The sequence below is a fragment of the Achromobacter agilis genome, from assembly GCF_900496965.1.
GTDB lineage: Bacteria > Pseudomonadota > Gammaproteobacteria > Burkholderiales > Burkholderiaceae_B > Achromobacter > Achromobacter agilis.
In genome coordinates this window covers 114,325-133,294 of the sequence record NZ_UFQB01000012.1, presented here as the reverse complement: position 1 = coordinate 133,294, position 18,970 = coordinate 114,325, and the positions used below count along the sequence as shown (strand labels likewise).

16 protein-coding genes are annotated in these 18,970 nt (G+C 68.3%); 3 read left to right on the top strand and 13 right to left on the bottom strand.

What is annotated here, in order from left to right; all coding sequences use genetic code 11:
* Positions 1 to 65 precede the first annotated feature (65 nt).
* Positions 66 to 2,783, top strand: coding sequence for a cation-transporting P-type ATPase (locus tag AGI3411_RS15840; protein ID WP_129528327.1), 2,718 nt, complete (start codon positions 66 to 68; stop codon positions 2,781 to 2,783).
* On the opposite strand, the gene AGI3411_RS15835 is transcribed toward AGI3411_RS15840, so the two are convergent.
* From AGI3411_RS15835 to AGI3411_RS15805, 7 genes are all read right to left on the bottom strand, one after another.
* A complete protein-coding gene (locus AGI3411_RS15835) occupies positions 2,770 to 3,870 on the bottom strand; it encodes an NAD(P)-dependent alcohol dehydrogenase (RefSeq protein WP_129528326.1) in 1,101 nt (366 codons plus the stop codon). The two genes, AGI3411_RS15840 and AGI3411_RS15835, sit on opposite strands and share 14 nt — an antisense overlap.
* A 152-nt stretch (positions 3,871 to 4,022) precedes the next feature.
* On the bottom strand, positions 4,023 to 5,453 hold the full coding sequence (locus AGI3411_RS15830; RefSeq protein ID WP_129528325.1) for a lysozyme inhibitor LprI family protein: 1,431 nt from the start codon (positions 5,451 to 5,453) through the stop codon (positions 4,023 to 4,025).
* A complete protein-coding gene (locus AGI3411_RS15825) occupies positions 5,447 to 5,815 on the bottom strand; it encodes a GFA family protein (RefSeq protein WP_129528324.1) in 369 nt (122 codons plus the stop codon). The genes AGI3411_RS15830 and AGI3411_RS15825 overlap by 7 nt, the downstream gene beginning before the upstream one ends.
* A 123-nt stretch (positions 5,816 to 5,938) precedes the next feature.
* A complete protein-coding gene (locus AGI3411_RS15820) occupies positions 5,939 to 6,748 on the bottom strand; it encodes a hypothetical protein (protein ID WP_129528323.1) in 810 nt (269 codons plus the stop codon).
* Between the two features lie 47 nt (positions 6,749 to 6,795).
* On the bottom strand, positions 6,796 to 8,559 hold the full coding sequence (locus tag AGI3411_RS15815) for a gamma-glutamyltransferase family protein (RefSeq protein ID WP_129528322.1): 1,764 nt from the start codon (positions 8,557 to 8,559) through the stop codon (positions 6,796 to 6,798).
* 64 nt (positions 8,560 to 8,623) lie between these two features.
* Entirely contained in the window at positions 8,624 to 9,643 is a 1,020-nt protein-coding gene (locus tag AGI3411_RS15810) for a Bug family tripartite tricarboxylate transporter substrate binding protein (protein ID WP_165359186.1), read from the bottom strand.
* A 12-nt stretch (positions 9,644 to 9,655) separates the two neighbouring features.
* Positions 9,656 to 10,933 (bottom strand): NAD(P)/FAD-dependent oxidoreductase, encoded by a 1,278-nt coding sequence (locus AGI3411_RS15805; protein WP_129528320.1) that lies wholly within the window; start codon positions 10,931 to 10,933, stop codon positions 9,656 to 9,658.
* A gap of 182 nt (positions 10,934 to 11,115) precedes the next feature.
* Here AGI3411_RS15805 and AGI3411_RS15800 point away from each other — a divergent pair, with 182 nt between their 5' ends.
* Together AGI3411_RS15800 and AGI3411_RS15795 are read left to right on the top strand one after the other, a co-directional pair.
* On the top strand, positions 11,116 to 11,880 hold the full coding sequence (locus AGI3411_RS15800; RefSeq protein ID WP_244240368.1) for an IclR family transcriptional regulator: 765 nt from the start codon (positions 11,116 to 11,118) through the stop codon (positions 11,878 to 11,880).
* A gap of 140 nt (positions 11,881 to 12,020) precedes the next feature.
* The gene (locus AGI3411_RS15795) at positions 12,021 to 13,295 is read left to right on the top strand and encodes a hypothetical protein (protein ID WP_129528319.1); all 1,275 of its coding nucleotides are present in this window, start codon (positions 12,021 to 12,023) and stop codon (positions 13,293 to 13,295) included.
* A gap of 20 nt (positions 13,296 to 13,315) precedes the next feature.
* On the opposite strand, the gene AGI3411_RS15790 is transcribed toward AGI3411_RS15795, so the two are convergent.
* From AGI3411_RS15790 to AGI3411_RS15765, 6 genes are all read right to left on the bottom strand, one after another.
* Positions 13,316 to 13,894, bottom strand: coding sequence for a hypothetical protein (locus AGI3411_RS15790; protein WP_129528318.1), 579 nt, complete (start codon positions 13,892 to 13,894; stop codon positions 13,316 to 13,318).
* The gene (locus AGI3411_RS15785) at positions 13,891 to 14,472 is read right to left on the bottom strand and encodes a hypothetical protein (protein WP_129528317.1); all 582 of its coding nucleotides are present in this window, start codon (positions 14,470 to 14,472) and stop codon (positions 13,891 to 13,893) included. Before AGI3411_RS15785 ends, AGI3411_RS15790 begins: the two co-directional genes overlap by 4 nt.
* On the bottom strand, positions 14,469 to 15,062 hold the full coding sequence (locus AGI3411_RS15780; RefSeq protein ID WP_129528316.1) for a hypothetical protein: 594 nt from the start codon (positions 15,060 to 15,062) through the stop codon (positions 14,469 to 14,471). Before AGI3411_RS15780 ends, AGI3411_RS15785 begins: the two co-directional genes overlap by 4 nt.
* A gap of 138 nt (positions 15,063 to 15,200) precedes the next feature.
* Positions 15,201 to 16,751, bottom strand: coding sequence for an ABC transporter substrate-binding protein (locus AGI3411_RS15775; protein ID WP_129528315.1), 1,551 nt, complete (start codon positions 16,749 to 16,751; stop codon positions 15,201 to 15,203).
* Between the two features lie 25 nt (positions 16,752 to 16,776).
* Positions 16,777 to 17,901: a C45 family autoproteolytic acyltransferase/hydrolase gene (locus AGI3411_RS15770; protein WP_129528314.1), complete on the bottom strand. Its 1,125-nt coding sequence runs from the start codon at positions 17,899 to 17,901 to the stop codon at positions 16,777 to 16,779.
* Between the two features lie 25 nt (positions 17,902 to 17,926).
* Complete coding sequence (locus AGI3411_RS15765; RefSeq protein ID WP_129528313.1) at positions 17,927 to 18,967, bottom strand: CapA family protein; 1,041 nt, start codon at positions 18,965 to 18,967, stop codon at positions 17,927 to 17,929.
* Positions 18,968 to 18,970 lie beyond the last annotated feature (3 nt).

Sequence of the window (18,970 nt, the reverse complement as noted above, 5' to 3'; positions counted from 1 at the left end):
GATAGACTCGAATGGACTGTTCCTATCGCGATGAGCCCACCAAGCTACGAAGGCATATCCCATCGATGACTTCCTCCGATCGCCCATTCTCAGAACAAGAAGATTGGCATGCGCGGCCGGCGACGGCCGTGGAGGAAGCATTACAGACCCGTCCAACGGGCTTGACGGAAGACGAGGCCCGGGACCGGCTGGCCCGCTACGGGCCGAACCGTCTGGTAGAGGCGCGGCGCCAGGGCACGTTGATGCGCTTCTTGCGCCAGTTCCACAATATCCTGCTCTACGTGATGATGGGCTCGGCCGTCATTACGGCCCTGCTGGGGCATTGGATCGATACGGCCGTGCTGCTGGCGGCGGTGATCGTAAACGCCATTATCGGCTTCATCCAGGAAGGCAAGGCGGAAAGCGCCATGGACGCGATCCGGGGCATGCTTTCGCCGCACGCCATGGTGCTGCGCGACGGCGCGCGCAGCGATATCGACGCGTCCGGGCTGGTGCCGGGCGATCAGATGTTGCTGGCCTCCGGAGACCGCGTGCCCGCGGATCTGCGGCTGGTCGAGGCCAAGGAACTGCGCGTCGAAGAGGCGGCGCTCACGGGGGAATCATTGCCCGTGGAGAAGCTGGCCGAGCCCGTGGCCGTGGATGCCCCGCTGGGCGACCGCCATTGCATGGCGTATTCGGGCACCGTCGTGGTGCATGGGCAGGCCCGTGGCGTCGTGGTGGCCACCGGCACGCATACCGAGCTGGGCCGCATCAATCAGCTACTGTCGGGCATCGACAGCATGACCACGCCGCTGCTGCGCCAGGTGGATCACTTTGGCCGTGTGCTGGCGGTGGTGATCCTGGGGCTTTCGGCGCTGTTGTTCGCCGTGGGCACGTGGTGGCTGGCCCACCCGCCGGCGGAGATGTTCATGATGGTGGTGGCGTTGGCGGCTTCGGCGATTCCGGAGGGGCTGCCGGCCATCATGACCGTCACGCTGGCGCTGGGCGTGCAGCGCATGGCGCGGCGGCAGGCGGTCGTGCGGCGGCTGCCGGCGGTGGAGGCGCTGGGTTCGGTGACGGTGATCTGTTCCGACAAGACGGGCACGCTCACGCGCAACGAGATGACGGTGCAGCGTGTGGTGTGCGCTAGCGCGGTGGTGGATGTCAGCGGGGTGGGCTATGAGCCGTCGGGCCAGTGCAGCATCGATGGCCGTCCCGCCGATCCGGCCAACCATCCCGCGCTGGAGCTGGCCATCCGCGCCGGCGTGCTCTGCAACGACGCGGTGCTACGGGAGGAAGGCGGCGCCTGGCGCGTCGAGGGCGACCCCACCGAAGGCGCTTTGCTGGTTCTGGGAGGCAAGGCGGGCCTGACGCAGGCGGCGGGCCAGCGGGAATGGCCGCGCCGGGATTCGATCCCGTTCGAATCCGAGCACCGCTTCATGGCGACCTACCACGAGGCCGGGCCGGGCGCGCCATGGATTTTCGTGAAGGGGGCGCCCGAGCGGGTGCTGGACATGTGCGGCGCGCAGGCCGACCGCGACGCCATGCCCCAGGCGCTGGACGTGGACTACTGGCGGCGCATGGCCACCGATACGGCGGCCAAGGGGTTGAGGGTGCTGGGCCTGGCCTGCAAGCGCACCGGCCCGGCGCGCGGCGCCCTGGACTTTGATGACGTGGAGGGCGGCTTCATGCTGCTGGCGCTGGTGGGCATGATGGACCCGCCGCGCGCAGAGGCGATCGCGGCCGTGGCCCAATGCCATCAGGCCGGGATCCAGGTCAAGATGATCACCGGCGACCACGCCGAGACGGCGCGCGCGATCGGCGCCCAGCTGGATATCGGCGTGGGCAAGCCGGCGGTCACGGGCGCCGAGGTGGCGCTGATGGACGACGCGGCGCTGCGGGAGATGGTGATGGGGGTCGATATCTACGCGCGCGCCAGTCCCGAACATAAGCTGCGGCTGGTTCAGGCGATGCAGGCGCAGGGGCAGGTGGTTTCCATGACGGGCGACGGGGTGAACGACGCGCCCGCGCTCAAGCGCGCCGACGTGGGCGTGGCGATGGGCCTGAAAGGCACCGAGGCGGCCAAGGAAGCGGCCGACATGGTGCTGGCGGACGACAATTTCGCGACGATCGCCGCGGCGGTGCGGGAAGGCCGCGCGGTCTACGACAACCTGAAGAAGTTCGTGCTGTTCATGCTGCCCACGAACGGCGGCGAAGGGCTGCTGGTGATCGCGGCCATCCTGTTTCAGATCACCCTGCCGCTTACGCCCGCGCAGGTGCTGTGGATCAATCTGGTGACGTCCAGTACGCTGGGGCTGGCGCTGGCCTTCGAGCCGGCGGAACCCGGCATCATGCAGCATCGCCCGCGGCCGCCCGGCGAGCCGCTGCTATCAGGGCTTTTCGTGCAGCGCGTGCTGGTGGTGTCGGTGTTGATGATGGCCGGCGCGCTGGGGCTGTTCCTGTGGGAGCTCTCCAATGGCATGTCGGTGGAGCGCGCACGGACCATGGCGGTCAATGCCGTGGTCGCGGCGGAAATGTTCTACCTGATCAACAGCCGTCACATCTACGATTCGGTGCTCAACCGCGAGGGCCTGTTCGGCAATCGATACGTGTGGATCGCCATTGCCGCCTGCGTTGCGCTGCAATTGGCCTACACCTACACGCCGTTCATGCATGCCGTATTCGGCTCGGTGCCGCTGGGCTGGCGCGAGTGGCTGGACGTGCTCGGCGCCGGACTCCTGGTGTTCGCCGGCGCCGAGATCGAGAAGTCCGTGATGCGCCGCAGGCGCGTCAGGCGGGCTTGACGGCGACCTTGAGTACGTTGTCGCGCTGATGGGCGAACAGGTCGTAGGCCTCGACGATGTCGTCGAGCTTGTATTGGTGGGTGACCATCACGCCAAGATCCACGCGGCCGGACTGGATGACGTTCATCAGGCGGCGCATGCGTTCCTTGCCGCCCGGGCACAGCGCCGTATTGATCTTGTGGTCGCCCAGGCCCGCCGCGAACGCGCTCACGGGGATCTTCAGGTCTTCGGAATAGACGCCCAGGCTGGAGAGGGTGCCGCCGGGCTTGAGCACGCGCAAGGCCGACTCGAAGGTGCTTTGCAGCCCCAGCGCCTCGATCGCCGAATCGACGCCGCGCCCGCCGGTAAGGCGCAGGATCTCGTCCACGGCATCGCAGTCGCGGAAGTTCAGCGTGACGTCGGCGCCCAGTGCCCGGGCAACATCCAGCCGGTGGGCGTTTCCGTCTACGGCGATGATGGTAGAGGCTCCCAGGAGCCGGGCTCCGGCCGTGGCGCACAGGCCGATCGGGCCCTGGGCGAAAACCGCCACGACGTCGCCGATGCGGATATTGGCGTTTTCCGCGCCCTTGAAGCCCGTGGACATGATGTCCGGGCACATCAGCACTTGTTCGTCCGTCAGGCCGTCGGGCACCGGCGCCAAATTGGCCTGCGCGTCTGGCACGAGCACGTATTCCGCCTGGGTGCCGTCGATCTTGTTGCCGAATCGCCAGCCGGCCGTGGCCTGGTAACCATGGCAGCCGCAAAGCCCCATCGCCGCGAGGTAGCTGCCGTCTTGCGATGCGACGCCGTCCTGGGCGGCATACGAGTTGAAGTTGGGGCAGATCGCCCCGGCGATGACCCGCTGCCCCTCCTGGTAGCCTGTTACCGCGCTGCCAAGTTTTTCGATGATGCCAACGGGCTCATGGCCGATAGTCAGCCCGGGCGCCACCGGATATTCGCCTTTGAGGATATGGATATCGGTGCCGCAGATCGTCGTCGTGGTGATGCGTATCAGGGCATCGTTGGGACCAACGTCCGGAATCGGCTTGTCGACGATGTCGATACGGCCGGGTTCGACAAATACAGCAGCTTTCATCATGGCGGGCATGGCAGTCTCCTGAAGTGCGTGTCGGGTGAACCGTCAGCGTAGCGCTTCTGGCGGCATTCTCCGAGGTGACCGCTTGCGTTAGATCAATATTGAAGCCAGGCTGTAAAGGGTTCTGGTTTCTGGACCAGCGCGGCCACGCGTCCCCGCTCGCGTTACTGGGCGCCTTGCGCGTCGTCGCCGGTTGCAACCGGGCCGACAGCGGTGCCGTAGCGCACCGCCCGGCGTACGCCGTGCACGTTGTAGGTATCCGTCCGCGCGTCGTCGGCCGTGCCGCGGACCCACAGCTGCGCGTACAGGCCATCCTTGGCGCTGTAGCCGCCGAACCAGTCGGCCAGCCTCGCGATGGCGCAACCGGAGCGCAGTTGCACGGCAACGTCGGCCACGGTTTCGTAGGCGTAGTGCCCGGGGCCGAAGCTGTAGTACTGGGAGCGTTCGTCTTCTTTTGTGTTGGCCGGCATCGGGCACAGCGGTTTGGCGGGCTCGCCGGGCGTCGCGACCCGTTCCGGGTCGATCTGTGCCAGCGCGCGGGTCAACGCCGCATGCAGGGCTTCGTCTAGCGCCCGGACCGCGCCGGTCGTTTCATTTTTCTGCTGGCGCGGCACGGACAAGTCATAGCGGTAGCGCACGGTGAGCGTGGGCGCATCGCCGACCTCGGCCAGCGGGTGCAGCAGGTATACGCTGTCCATGCCGTACCGGCTCGAGCGATAGGCGGCGTAGACGCGGCCGCGCAGCCGAATCCATTCTCCGGCCTGGTTGGCGCCACGATCGTTGAGGGAATAGAGGGTTGCGCCGGATGGCGCGTCCGCGCGGTTCGCTTCCGCGGATTGGCCGGACGGCGCGCCGAACCGGGCGCCGATCCTGCGCAGGGTGCTGATTTCAGAGAAGAGGCCGGTGCCGCCGACGTAGGAGTCGATCGCCAGATCGCGCAACCCGTCTCCATCCAGGTCTATCAAGGTGTACGAAGCGACGCCGTTCTCGCCGCCGCTATCGACGTCGGAGGCGAGCAGGGCGCGCCATTCGTCCTCGCTGACGCCGGTCGGGCGGGCAGTCGGGAAATGGGCCTCGATGTCGTCTTCCTTGTCGCGCACATTGGAGAAACTGGTGGTTCCGCCGCTGGCCGATAGGGCCTTGAGTGCGGTCTCCAGCGGAAACGCGGCGTCCTGGCTGGCGGCCGCTTCCACGGCCCGGCGGAAGTCTTCCAGGGCCTGCAGGTCGGTGCCGTCGGGGCGGTAGGCCTGCGCGCGGCGCAGTTGCCCTTGTAGGGCGTCCAGACGCAGTTCGTATTGCCAACGCAGGCAGGCGGCATCGGCGGCGCAGGCGTTGCGGCGCGCGAGCCAGTCGCGTTGGCTTTGCCGCAAGGCGTCGCGGGTATCGGGCTTCGCCCGGCCGAGCGCGGCGTAGGCGGCGGCCAGGTCGGCGTCGAGGCGGACGAGGTCGGCGTCGGCGCAAATGGCTTTTTCCGAGGCGCTGCGGGCCTGGCTGCAATTCATGCCCGCGGCCTGCGCAGGGGCTATGGCGGCAAGCAGCAGAGTCAAGGCGGCAGAAGCCAGCAGTCCGGGACGACGCGTCACGGTGGCTACCATTGGTTCTTGCCGTCCACCTTCCGGACCGGCACCGCGTCGGGATCGAAGTCGTCGATCAAGCGGGCGTTGATGGCGATCAGCGGGTGGTCGGGGTCGGGGCCTTTTTCGGTCCAGGACGGCGTTTCGTTATAGGTGGAGCAGCCGCATTGAGGACAGAAATGGAATGTGCACATCCTGGCGCCCCATTGATAGGTGCTGTCCGCCTCATGCCGGGTGAACGTGACTTCCGACGGCTGGTAATAGGCCCAGAGCGCGCCGCGTTTCGCGCAGATGCTGCAATTGCAGGAGGTCACTTCCGCGGGGGCATGCGCCAGTTCGAACCGGGTGGCGTTGCAGTGGCATCCGCCGGCAGTGATCGTCATTTCAGGCTCCTGGTGTGCTCGAGGCCGAGGGACCGCTGCGTGCTTGGGCGGGTGTTGCGGGAGAGAGGCCGCGATGTGGCCCTGCGAGCGGGTCGTTCGCAGTGTATCCGAACGCAGCCTGCGCTAGGCGCGCGCCGCCACGGCCCGCCGCCGGAGCACCAGCCCCAGCGTGAGGCTCATGGAGACCATCAAGGCGGCGGCGAGCGCGGCGTTGGCCGTCCAATGCGCGGCGGCAAGCGCGAGCGCGGCGCAGAAGCTGGCCAGGCTGGCCGTGCCGAGCAGCGCGGCGTAGAGGGTGGCGATGAGGTTTGCGCTGCCGAGTTTCTGATGGATCGTTACCGCGACCACGCTGTAGCCGATGGGAAAGGCCAGCAGCAGGCCGGCGCCGGTGGCGCCCAGCCATTGGCTTGCGGTGGTGACGGCGGCAACCAGCATGCCGGCAAGCAGGCCGCGCAGGAGGAGGAGGCCGAATCCGGCTTTTCCCCTGGCCGGGCCGCGGGGCATGAGGAACCGCCGGCCGGCGCGCAGGCACAGGCCGGTGACCAGGACGAACATGATGCCGCCGGACAACGCAGACGCCGGGAGCAGGCGCAGTACGAGCGCCGCCAGGAGCCAGGCGCCGACGGCGTAGGCCAGACACGTCCATGGACGGGTTTTCTCCGCCGTGGCGATGTAGGCCAGCAGGAAGCACTGCGTGGCGCAGAGCGAGAGCAGCGCATAGGCGGCGGTCTGCGCGACGAACGCCGGGGAGGCCTGCGCGGACAGGAAGTAGAACCCCGGCCCGAGGATGATCGGGAGCCCCGCCAACGCGCCGCCGATAAGCGGACCGAAGGCGCCCACTGCCCAGGATACGGCCATGACGACGAACGCCGTGGCAAGCATTCTGACGGCGAGTGCCTCCAGCGGCACGTGGGCAAGTAGGGTCTCCAGCATTGTCGTTCCTGGCGCTTCAGAAGCCCGGATCGTACCCTATCGGGAACCTACCACCCCGCCGCATAGGCCGGCCGCCTGGGGTCGGCGCCGCCGTAGCGGATACCGGAGGCCAGATCGTGCCTGACCGCGCACATGGCGCCGGCGCGCCAACTGCGGTCTTGCCACCATTTGACCGTGTGTCCCATGGCCGCCAACCGGTCGCCGACCTCGCGCGCGACCAAGTCCTCGATCATGAGGCGGCCCGGCATGGCGTTGTGCGGTTCGAACGAGGAGGGGAAGCTGAAGGTGGCGAAGCGCGGGGCTTCGACGGCCTGTTGCACCTCCATGCCGAAGACCTCCATGTTGAGGAAGGTCTGCAGCATGGCCTGGCATTGCACGTCGCCGCCGGGGGTGCCGAAGGGCATGACGTACTGGCCGGGGCGGATGGCCAGGGACGGGTTCGGGGTCAGCCGGGGGCGGCGGCCCGGGCCGATGGCGCAGGGGTGGCCGGCTTCGGCCCAGGACTGGCTGCCGCGCCCGGAGGCGCAGATGCCGGTGCCCGGGATGACGGGGATGTTGTACGAGCCGTCGCTGGGCGTGGCGGAGAAGGCGTTGCCTTCCTTGTCGACCACGGCAACGTAGGAGGTGTCCAGCCTGGGATCGGTGCGGGTCATGTCGCCGGGGCCGGCGGGGCGCAGGTCGATGTCGCGCGCATCGGGCAGGCGGCCGGCGGGCGGCATATCGGGGCCGGCGCGATCGGGGTCGATCAGCGCGAGCCGGGCGCGCGCATACGCTTTGGACAGCAGCGCCATCTGCGGAACCTGCGTGTGGCGCGGATCGGCGTAATGCACTTCGCGGTCGGCGAAGGCCAGCTTGATGGTTTCGGTGAGCAGATGGATATAGGGCGCGGTGTTGTGGCCCAGCGCGCGCAGGTCGCGCGGCTCCAGGATGTTCAGCATCTGCAGCAGCGACGGCCCCTGGCACCAGAAGCCGCAACTGTGGACTTGGGTGCCGCGGAAGTCGGTAACGAGCGCGGGGTCGACGTCGACGGAGAAGGTTCGCAGGTCGTCGTGGGTGACGAGGCCGCCTTCTTCCTTGTGGTACTTGACGATGGCGGCGGCTATGTCGCCTTCGTAGAAGGCGCGGCGGGCGGCGGCCAGGCCAGCCAGGCGGCCCTGGCCCTGGCGCAGACGTTCTTCGTCGGCCATGTACTGGAGGCTGGCGGCCAGATCGGCCTGGCGGAAGATGGACCCCGCGGCCGGCGGTTTGCCGCCGGGCAGGTAGATGGCCGCGCTGGAAGCCCAGCGGGCGTAGTTCTTTTCGTTCTCGGCCAGGACTTCCGCCATCAGCGGGTACATGACGAAGCCGTCGCGGGCCAGCCGTATCGCACCGGCGGCGACGTCGCTGAAGCGCATCGTGCCGAAGCGTTCCAGGGCAGTAATCCAGGCGTCGGGCGCCGCTGGAATGACGGTGCGCAGGACGCCGGCCGGTATCGTGCCGCCGTGCTTTTCCAGGAATGTTTCCAGCCGGGCCGCCTGGGGCCAATAGCCCAGGCCAGAGATGCTGGACACGCGGCCCGTGCTGGCCTGGTAGACCAGGATGGGCGCGACGCCGCCGAAGTTCACGATGTCGCTTTGCACGACGCTCAGCGCGATCCCGGCTGCCACGCCCGCATCGACCGCGTTGCCGCCGGCCTGCAGGATGTCCATGCCGGCCTGCGTGGCCAGGTAGTGGCCAGCCGAGATCATGTGGTTCAGGCCGGCCAGCGTGGGCCGCATGGAGGTGGGGGCGCTGCCCGAGGTCAGATCGGGCGCGTAGGGCGTTGCGGGCATCGAGGTCTCCGATATGGGGCGGTGTGCGCAGGCGCGCGTTGCGCGCGGGGGCGGGGCAGGCAGGTCACTGCGGTTTGATGCCCAGTTTCTCGGTCACGTCTTGCCAGCGCTTGAATTCGGCATGCAGATAGGTCCGGAACTGGTCCGGCGTGCTGCCTTCGATGATCACGTCGCGTTCTTCCATGGCGTGGCGCACTTCCTCGCCGGACAGGGCGATCTTGGTGGCCTTGTAGAGCGCGTCGACGATCTCCGGCGGCGTGCCCTTGGGCAGCAGCAGCCCATACCAGGAGCCACCCACCATGTTGGGGAATCCGCTTTCCTTGGCGGTGGGGATGCCGGGCGCGCGATCCAGGCGCTTCTCGCTGAAAATCGCCAGCGCCTTGAGCTTGCCCGACTTGATCAGGGGCAGGGTGGTGCCCGGAGTGTCCAGCGTGTATTGCACCTGTCCGGCCATGACGTCGTTCAGCAGGGCGGCGCTGCCCTTGTAGGGCACGTGCACGGTCTTGATGCCCGCATCCATGTTCAGCTGTTCGGAGAAAAAATAATTGGCGGTCATCACGCCGGGCGAGGCGTAGTTGACGACGCCTGGATGCGCGCGCGCGTAGGCGACCAGTTCCGGCAGCGTGTTCGGCGGAAACGCCGGGTTGGCGACCAGGATGAACGGGCCGCCGCCGATGCGGGACACGGGGATCAGGTCATTCATCGGATCGTAGGTCAGCCCCTTGACCGTCAGGGGCGCGCCGGTCAGGGGCGATGCGGTCGCGAACAGGATCGTGTAGCCGTCGGGTTCGGACCGGATGACCTGCTGGGTGGCGATGGTGCCGCTGGCGCCGGCGCGGTTCTCCACGACGACCGGCTGTTTCAGTTGTTTGCCCAGCTGCTGCGCCAGCACGCGCGCCACGGTGTCGGTACCGGCGCCCGGCGGATAGCCGACGATCATGCGGATGGGTTTGTCGGGCCAGGCGTCGGCGGCGAGGGCCGTGCAGGGCTGGGCCAGCGCGATCAGGGCAGCCAGGCCCGACGCCGCGGCGGCGCGGCGGGCGAGCCGCCGTGGATGCAGTAAGGCCAATGCGCAAGCGAACATGAGGGGCATCTCCTAGGGGCGGTAGCGGCCGTAGCGGAATGGGTGCAGATCGATGGCGGGCGTCTGGCCCTGGATCAGCTGCGCCATGGCTTCGCCAGCCGCGGGGCCGATGCCGAAGCCGTGTCCCGAAAACCCCGACGCCAGGTACAGGCCGGGCAGGCGCGGCACCGCGTCCATGACCGGCATGGCGTCCGGGGTCACGTCGATATAGCCGGCCCATGACTGCAGGATGCGCGCGTGGCGGAACACGGGAAACGCATGCACCAGCCGGCTCCAGGCCTGTTCGATACCGCGTTCCGACGGGGGTGGATCCAGCACGCGATACCGCTCGAACGGCGAGGCGCGGTCCGCGGGGAAATGGCGCGGAATTCCCAATTCTTCAAAGAACCGTTTGCCGAAGCGCAACCGCACGAAGTCGCGGTTGGCGAGCCAGGAACGCAGGAAGTGGCGCATGAGCCGGAAGCTGTCCGGCACCACGTCGGCCATCGACGCGCCGAACTGCGACACCGTATAGCCGCCGTCGGCGCGCCTGCGGCAGGTGAAGTTCTTGCCATTGACCGCGGCAGCCGGGCCCGCCTCGACGGGCGAGGTGCGCAGCACCGAACCCCGGACTTTCAATTGGGGAAAATCGGCGCCCAGATTGCCGCAGAACAGCCGCGACCATGCGCCGGCGGCGACCAGCACGGAGGAGGCGGCGATGCGTCCATGTTCGGTGAGCACCGCGGAAACGCGGCCGGCGGACAGTTCCACGCCGCGTACGGCGCAACCTTCCAGGATTTGCGCGCCCGCGGCGCGCGCCAGCGTTGCGATGGCGGGGGCGGCAAGCTGCGGTTCGGCCACGCCATCGGTGGCGCTGTACAGGGCGCCGGTCCAGCCGCGCGCGGTCTGCGGCAGCAAGCCGCGGGCCTCGCGGCTGTCCAGCAGCCTGGCATCGATGCCATAGGCGCGCGCGCCGTCGATCCATGCCTGGTGCCCGGCCGCATCGGCGTCGGACTCCTGCAGATACAGAATGCCGCTGCGGCGGAAGCCGACATCGATCTGGTCCTGGATCTGGCCCCACAGCTGGTTCGCGCGCAGCGCCAGCGGAACCTCGGGAAAATCCCGGCCCAGCGTGCGCACCCATCCCCAATTGCGCGAGGACTGTTCGCACGCCACCGTGCCTTTCTCAAGGACTGCGACGCGCACGCCGGCACGGGCCAGGGCATACGCGGTGCTTACGCCGATGATGCCGGCGCCGATGATTGCCACGTCGACCGCCGCGGGCAGTACGGGCGATGGAGGGGAGCGCATCAAATCCGGGGAAATCGACACTTGCGTTGTCAGCCCGTTGTATGGTTTTATCGCTATGCGATAACAAAATACGGATAGAGATATCTCTGGCGTTTTTATACTGCGCGCCTGCTGGCGGGACAATTTAGGGTTTCCCTGGGGCCCGCCGTCACAGCGTTCGCTTTTCCCGGCATGGAGTCCAGATGTCCGAACCTTCCGCATTAATGATCCAGTCGCTGGAAAAAGGCCTGGCCGTGCTGGCGTCATTTCGCACCCATGCATCGCTGACGCTGCAGGAGATCGCGCGCGAAAACGGCATCACCATGGGCTCGGCGCAGCGCGTGGCCTACACGCTGGAGCAAAGCGGCTATCTGTTCAAGGATCCGCGCACCAAGCGCTATAGCGTGACCGTCAAGGCGGTTGGGCTGGGGTACAGCTATCTTTATCGGCAACCCACCTTTCAGCATGCCCACGCCGTTCTGCACCAGGTCAACCAGGAGTGCGGCGAGATCGTCAACCTGGGCGTGCCCGACGACCAGGACAACATGGTTTTCGTGATGCGCGTGGCGCCGTCCCGGCACATTCCGGAATACATGCCGGCAGGCACGCGGATTCCATGCGTGGCGTCGGCGTCCGGCCGCGCGTTATGGGCGCTGTTGCCGCCCGCGGAACTGGACCGCAAGCTGCGCAGCGTTGCGCGCATCAAGCACACGCCGCGCAGCACCACCGACATCGCCACGCTGCGCGCATTCATCGACGAAGCCCGGCGGGACCAGTACGCCTATGCGGACGAGGAGTTCTTCGCGGGGGACCTGAATGTGGCCGCGGTGATCTACGACGACAAGGGGTTGCCCATGGGCGCGCTGAACATCTCGGTGCCGAAGCCCCGCTGGTCGCTGGAGCGCGCGCGCAACGAGCTGGGTCCGCTGGTGATCCGGGCGGCCAGGGCGATCAGCAAGCACGCGTGATGCAGGTGCGGTTCAAGGTCGCCGCGCCGGTTCCGGCGCCGCTGACACCCTGTGCGCAATCGTGGCAAGCGGTAACAATCCGCTCCGCGGCGCGGCATTAAGATCGACCGCTTCTATCCGCGCAACGATAGGGTGGCGAAATGCTCGAACCCGTTCTCGCGCCGTGGGCGCTCACCGGCAGGCTGTGGCTGCGGTTCTGGCCGCAATTGATGGCGATGGTGCTGGCCGGAGCGCTGGCCCACGATGTCTTGCTGTGGGTGGCGGTGCATACCGGATTCGCCAACCATCTGTCCGGCCTGGCGGTGCTGACGCTGGTTGCGCTGACCCAGCTGGTGACGACGGTGGCCATGTTCCTCGTGCTGCTGCCCGGGCTGCCGGCCTTGCGCGGGGCGCAGGAAGCGGCGCGTTCGGGCGGCGCGGCGGGGGGCGCAGAGAAGGGGCGCCTGGGACAGGCGCTGACGGTGGCTCTGCTGCCGTTCTTTGCCTATTACGCGGCGTGGGGATTCCTGGGCGATACGGTGCGGCAGTATTCGCGGCTGGCCTACGGGCTGGATCCCCTGGGCGAGCACGGCCAGGTGCTGGATGCGCTGGATTCGCGCTGGCTGCTGGTGTCGGTGGCGATTTCCTGGCTGGTGCGCAAGGCGGCAGTGGCGGCGCGCGACCGCACCAAGCGCGGCGGCTGGCAGTGGCTGGTGGTGCTGTGCGAAACCAACTGGATTCTTATCGGCCTTTACGTGATCAGCCGCTGGAAGGACCAGGCCTGGCAATGGCTGGCCGACAAACGCGGGCTGGAGACGCTGCTGCAGTCCCTGCTGAACGCGCTGACGCCCATTTCGAACGCATGGTCGGCCGGCATGGTGCCGGTGGAGGCGCAGGGCCCGACCTGGGGCGCGGCGCTGACCCGCCTGTTTTTCTATGCCTTGCTGCCCGTCGTCTGGCTGGTGATGGCGGCGCTGGTCTATGGCTACGATGTGCGCGAGGACGCGGAACTGCGGCGCTACGACCGGCTGCAGCGCCTGGGCGAGCGCTATCGTTCAGTGCCGCGCTTCCTGCGCGATTTCATCGAGCATTTCGTGGCGGGCTATCGCAAGCGCTATCTGCCGCTGGCCAATGGCGTGCGCCTGGCCTTCCATAGCGGCACGCTGCTGCTGGTGACGCTGATCGTGGGGTATCGCCTGATCGATTGGGGCGCGGCATGGCTGTGGTACGGCGCGGCCCGCCTGATCGGGCCGCACGACCTGGATACGTGGCAGGTGCTGGGGCAGGGGGTGTCGCTGCTGTTCGGCAGCCCATTCCGGGATTCGTCCACGGGCGTGCTGATCGAGCCCCTGCGCATCTGCTTCCTGGCCGCCGTGCTGGAAACCGCGTTCGCGCCCTGGCAATCGCGCCGCGCGGCGGCCGTGCCGGCGGCCTGATCCGATTTGGCGCGGGCCTGTCAGTCCGCTGCCGGCGGCGTCGTTGCCGGGGGCGTGAAACGCAGGTAGTCCGGCCGGCTGCTGTCCATGGAGATGGACAGCGACCAGGGCGGGACCGCGTCGGGCGGCACCATGAAGGCCTCGATGATGTCGAGGCTCGAACCGGGCAAGGCGCCGCGGTGGGCCGCGGCCACGCAGCCGCGCGCCGCCGTCGGCGGCACGCGCAGCACCGGATCGATGGCGGGCAGCCAGGTGCGCCCGCGCGCGTCGTGCAGGGCGATCCGGCAGCCGCGCCAGCGCGTGGGCAGATCGGAGGATTCCACATGGACCTTGAAGACGGCCAGGGCGGCGCGCGAGCCGGGCAGCCAACCCCTATTCGCCGGCGGTTTCAGGGTGCTGAATTCATGCAGGCGCCACTGGACGCCGCCCAGCGGCGCCTGCGCGCCGGCGGCCACGTCTTGCGGACGCAGCTCGCGCCCCTCCAGCCAGCGGGCCGCGTTTTCGTGGCCGTTCCAGTACAGGATCAGCAGGATCAGCGGCGGCAGCAGCCAGAGACTGCGGCGGCGCCAGCGGCGCTCGTCGTGTTGGACCTCGTTCAAGGGGCGGTCTCCTGGTCCAGGTCGTAGCGGGCCACGGCTTGCGGCCGGCCATCGGCATCGACCGGCACGTCGTCCAGCGCGATGCGGGCTTGCGAATCCAGGCGCGGGGCGTAGCGCGAGGAGAGCAGGAGCGTGGCGCCGCGCGCCTGGTCCGGGCGGATCTCGAACACCAGCCGCACGGTGCGCGGCAGTCCTGGATCCAGGAAATAGGGCGGCACGCCGCGCGCGAGCGAGAGGCGGTCGGTGTGGCGGTAGACCAGGCCGTCGGGGCCGAGCCAGGCGGCTTCGGCGACGGTGGCCGAGGTGTCGGCGGCGGCCAGGCGCAGCCACACGATGGCCCAGACGCCGCCCGTCTCGCGGGTCTGGACTTTGCCCAGGCGCTGGTAGTCCAGCCGCTGCGCGAACTGCACACGCTGCACCGTGGCTTCGAACAGGCGGGTGTCCACGGCCCTGCCCATGGCGCCGCGTTCGACGACGGGACCGGTCAGCTCCATGTAGCGCGGCGTGCTGCGCTGCATGGCGTACAGCGCCAGCGCCGCGACAAGGATCAGCAGCAAGGAGCCCAGGCGCGCGCTCACGAGGCCGGCTCCTGGGCGCCGTCGCGGGCCACGGGCAGCTCGACCCGCCCCAGGATGGCGGGGTTGAACCAGCCGGGCGCGCCGTACAGGTTGTCGATGGGCTTATAGGTTTTGCTTTCTACCCCGAAGGCGGCCTGCGAAGGCGCCGCGGCGGCGGGCGGCAGCATCCAGATGAAGGCGACGCGCTCGGGCAGCCCGGGCTGCAGGTAGGGCATCTGCTGCGTATCGCGCAGGCCGACCACGATGGGCTTGCCGATGGTTGTGCCCGCCGGGGCCCTCCAGTGGAATACGCCGAGATAGTCGCTGCTGGATTCGGCGGTGCGGTTGGTGAGGTCCGCCTCGAGCACCAGGGCGGTGGTTCCGGGCTTCAACGGCACGCCGTAGGTCCGGGCCGCCGAGGTCCAGGCGCGGCGCGGCACCACGTGCCATTGGCCGGTCTGGATGGCGGCGCCGGGGCTGAATACCGGCTCGGTGCTGCGATTGATCTTGCCGTAGGCGCCGTAGAGCGCCACGCTGGCGGCGGCGACCAACGCGCCGACGCTGGCGAGGCGGGCCGCGACACGGGTTTTGAGCGAGTGCAATGCGCGCATCCGGGCTCCTGGCGCGCATCGGCGGCGCGCATCGAGCCACACATCGTAGGCGCGCCTTTCCGCGGGGGTTTGTCCGGATGTTTCCAGGCGTATCGCGTGCGCCCGGGCTGCGCGGTCACGCCAGGTTTTGACACAATTCTAGGGCTGGAAAGACACTCCCCAGAGGCGCGGCATGCCTTCCCAGGGCTGGAACCCCCGGACCTTGCGCGATACCGCCCAGGGCTCCATCGGGTTGAACAGCATGATGAGAGGCACCTCGTCCAGCATCTGCAGGTGCAGCGCGTCGAACAGCCGCTGGCGCTCCCGCGTGTCGGACACCACGGCCGCCTGCTCGAGCAGGGATTGCGCCTTGGGGCTGTCCCAGACCTTGCGCGGCTGCGTAGCCTTGGGGCCGGTGAAATGCTCGAAGCTCAAGGCGGGATCGATGCGCGAAGAGTACGAATGGACCATGACCTGGTAGTTCCCCTTCAGGAAACGGTCCATGTGAGTGCCCCATTCGACGATATCGATGTCGGATTCCACGCCGACTTCGCGCAGCATCTGCTGCACTACGATCGCCACGTTCAGGCTGGGAATGTTCTCGCGGTTGTTGGTGGTGATGCGGATCCGCTCGCCCTTGTAGCCGGCCTCCTTGAGCAGGGCGCGGGCCCGGGCGGGGTCGAAGGCCGCGCGTTTTTTCTGCGTGTCGCTGTAGTAGTACGAACCGGTCTTCACCGTGGAGCCGTTGGGTATGCCTTTGCCGTCCGTGACCAGGGCGACGACCTGTGCGACGTCGATGGCCGCCGCCAGGGCCTGGCGCAACTTCGGGTTGGACATCAGCGGATCGCGGGTCTGGAACAGGATGGCGTTGCGCCCGCCCGTCAGGTCTTCGGCGATGGACAGCCGCCCGTTCCTGGTCACCTCGGGCACGTCGATGTTCTGGACCTTGGCGATATCCAGCGCGCCCGAGGCCAGGCCTGCCTTGATGGTGGACGCGTCGGGAACGATCAGGAAGCGCACTTCGTCGACGAGGGCTTCCTTCTTGCCGGTGGCGCCGTCGGGGGCATCGCCGGGCGGCGAGACGTAATCGGTGTAGCGGCTGAGGCTGATCTGCTGGCCGCGCGTCCAGCCGGCCAGTTTGTACGGGCCGGTGCCCACGGGGGATTTCCAGCTGCCGTCCGGATTCAGCGAATCGGGGTGGATGACGCCGGCCATGGCGCAGTCGGTGCGCGCCAGCGAGTCCAGGAACAGGGCCTGGGGCTTGTTGATGCGCATCACGAAGGTGCGCGGATCGGGCGCGCTGACGTCGGTCACCTTCAAGCCGTTGCGCCCGTCGAACTCGCTGCGGCAGCGCCAATCCGTGGCGGGCATCATGTAGCGCTCCCAGCTCCACAGCACTTCGGCGGACGTGAGCGGCGCGCCGTTGTGGAAATGCACGCCGGAACGCAGGGTGAAGGTATAGGTCAACCCGTCGTCCGATAGCGCGATGCGCTCGGCCAGCAGGGGCTTGACCAGCCCGTCGGCGCCGTAGCCGACCAGGCCTTCCACGATGTTGAGCATGACGCCATCGGTGTTGCCGTCGCGGTTCACGCCGGGATTGGTACTGCGGATGTCGGCGTTCAGGACGACGGTCAGGGGCCGGGCCGAGGCGGCGGCCGGTCCTGCGGCGCATGCGGCGGCCAGCGCCAGGGCGATGAGGTTCTTTTTCACGGGAGCGGTTCCAGTGGACGTGGGATCAGTCGATGGAATGGGCGTCGCCCGCCAGGCCGTAGCGCGTGAACGACTGGCCGAACGACGGCATGACGGCGATATCCATGGTGCCGCCGGCGGTGTCCAGCACCAGGGTGGCGACGGTGGCGGTGCGGCCGCCGGTCAACGTGCCGCGGGGCGGCCGGCAGACGGAATAGGGGGTCGCCCAGTCGTCGCCTAGGGCGCGCCGCACGTCGGCCACGGCGATCCGCGGGCCGCAAGCCTCCAGCAGTTCGCGCACGCGCCAGGCCCGGTAGTAGGTGTCCACGGCGTTCTTCAGCCCCGCCTCGCGCAGCTTGCCCAATGCCACTTCGCTCATGAAATGGTTGGAGTGGGTCAGGATGCCGTCCTGGGGCAGCAGCGTGAAGCTCTCGTCCGGCGCGCATTCGAAGTCGATCACCCAGCCGGCCTGGCTGACGATCATGTTGCTGGAACATGCTTTCGGCGTGGCGGCGATCAGCTGCATGGCGATGGCCACGTGCTCCTGGCAGAGCACCGCGCGCCGCACGCTGCTCAAGGGCACGCCCGACTGCGTATAGTCGCGGTCGCTGCTGAGGTAGTTGCCGGTAAGGCCGATGCCGGCTGAGTTGAAGCCGTGCCGCGCTAGGCCGCCGGCCTCGACCAGGGTCAGGAAGACCAGGCCGGTTTCGAGGGTGACGCGCAGCACGATGGTGCTGTCGCAGGCGTCCGGATCCCAGTCCCAGTTGTGGGCGTGGATCAGCTGGCCCGTCGCGCTGCGCGCGGGCATGACGAGCGCGGCGGTGCATTCGCCCTCGGCGGGATCCACATTGCCCATCCTGGCCAGCAGGCGCGCCTTGGCGATGACTTCCGTGCGGGCGTTGATCAGGGCGACGTCGTCGAAGTCGCAGCCGGCGCCCTCCGCGATGCCGCGCATCTCTTCCGTGTGCGCGGGATCGAATCCCTGGATCTGGTCGGCGAATTCCTTGATCAGCGCGGCCTGGGCCGCCGGGCTCATGCCGAGCTTGTCGAGTTCGCCGCGGTAATGGCGAGCGCTGTGGGCGATTCGCGCGGGCACGGCCTTGCCGTATTGCAGGCCGCGTTCATAGGGGCTGCCGGAGATGGAGACGAGGGGAAAAGGGGCGTATTTCATAGGGGGATGCGATAGGGGGCGGGGTTCAGGATTGGGCGCGGCCATCGAGTTCGAGGCGCAGGCCGTCGCCATCGGCGGACAGCCTTGCGCCCAGCGCGGCGGAGGACTGGACGAGGAGATCGCGTTCCGGCGCCACGGCGGATGCGGGCGCGAGCACGGTCTGGTTGGCCGGATTGCGCTGGACGAAACTGAATTGCAGGGCAGCCGGGCGCGCGTCGCGGACCTCCACGCGGGCGATCATGCCAGTCCATTCGGTGTGCGCATCGGCCTGGTGCGCCACCTGGAACGAGAAATTGCCGCTGCCGTAGAGAATCGGCCTGCCTTGGTGCAGTTCGACGGGCAGGATCATGTGGGGGCCGTGTCCCAGCACGAGGTCGGCGCCGGCCTCGATGGCCGCGTGCGCGTATTCGCGCTGGTATTGCAGGACTTCGCGGCGATAGCCCCAGTGCAGCGAGGCGACCACCACGTCCGCCTGGGCGCGCAGCGCCGCCACGTCGGCGCGGAACTGCGCCAGCGATTCGGGGCAGGCCCAGGTCAGGACTTCGGGAGGAACGCCCGGGCGCGTGCGCGCCGCCTGTGTCTCCAGGCGCGGGCGGTAGGCGGTATGGGCCTTGATGATGGCGACGCCGGCCTGGTGGGCGCCGGCTTCGTGGTTGTCCGGCCAGTACACCGCGGTGCGCTGCAGGAAGCCGTAGCGCACGCCATCGCGCACTTCGATCAATGGCGCGCGCGCGGCGGTGGAATCCGCGCCCGCGCCGACGCTGGGCAGGGACGCGGCCCGGAGGGCGGCCAGCGACGACAGCACGGCTTCGTGGCCAATGTTGACGTTGTTGGCGTTGCCTACCGCCTGGAGGCCCGCGTCGCGCAAGGCCTGGGCATGGCGGGGTGAAGTGTAGAAGCCCCGGCGCTCCTGCGCATGCTCGGGCAGGTCGTACAGGCAGCATTCCAGGTTCGCGAAGACCAGGTCCGCCGCCAGCAGGGGCTGGCGGATCCGATCGAACAGGCCGGTGGCGTCGTCGACGCCCTTGAGGTTGATGTCGCCCAGCAGATAAAGCGTGTGATTCATGGC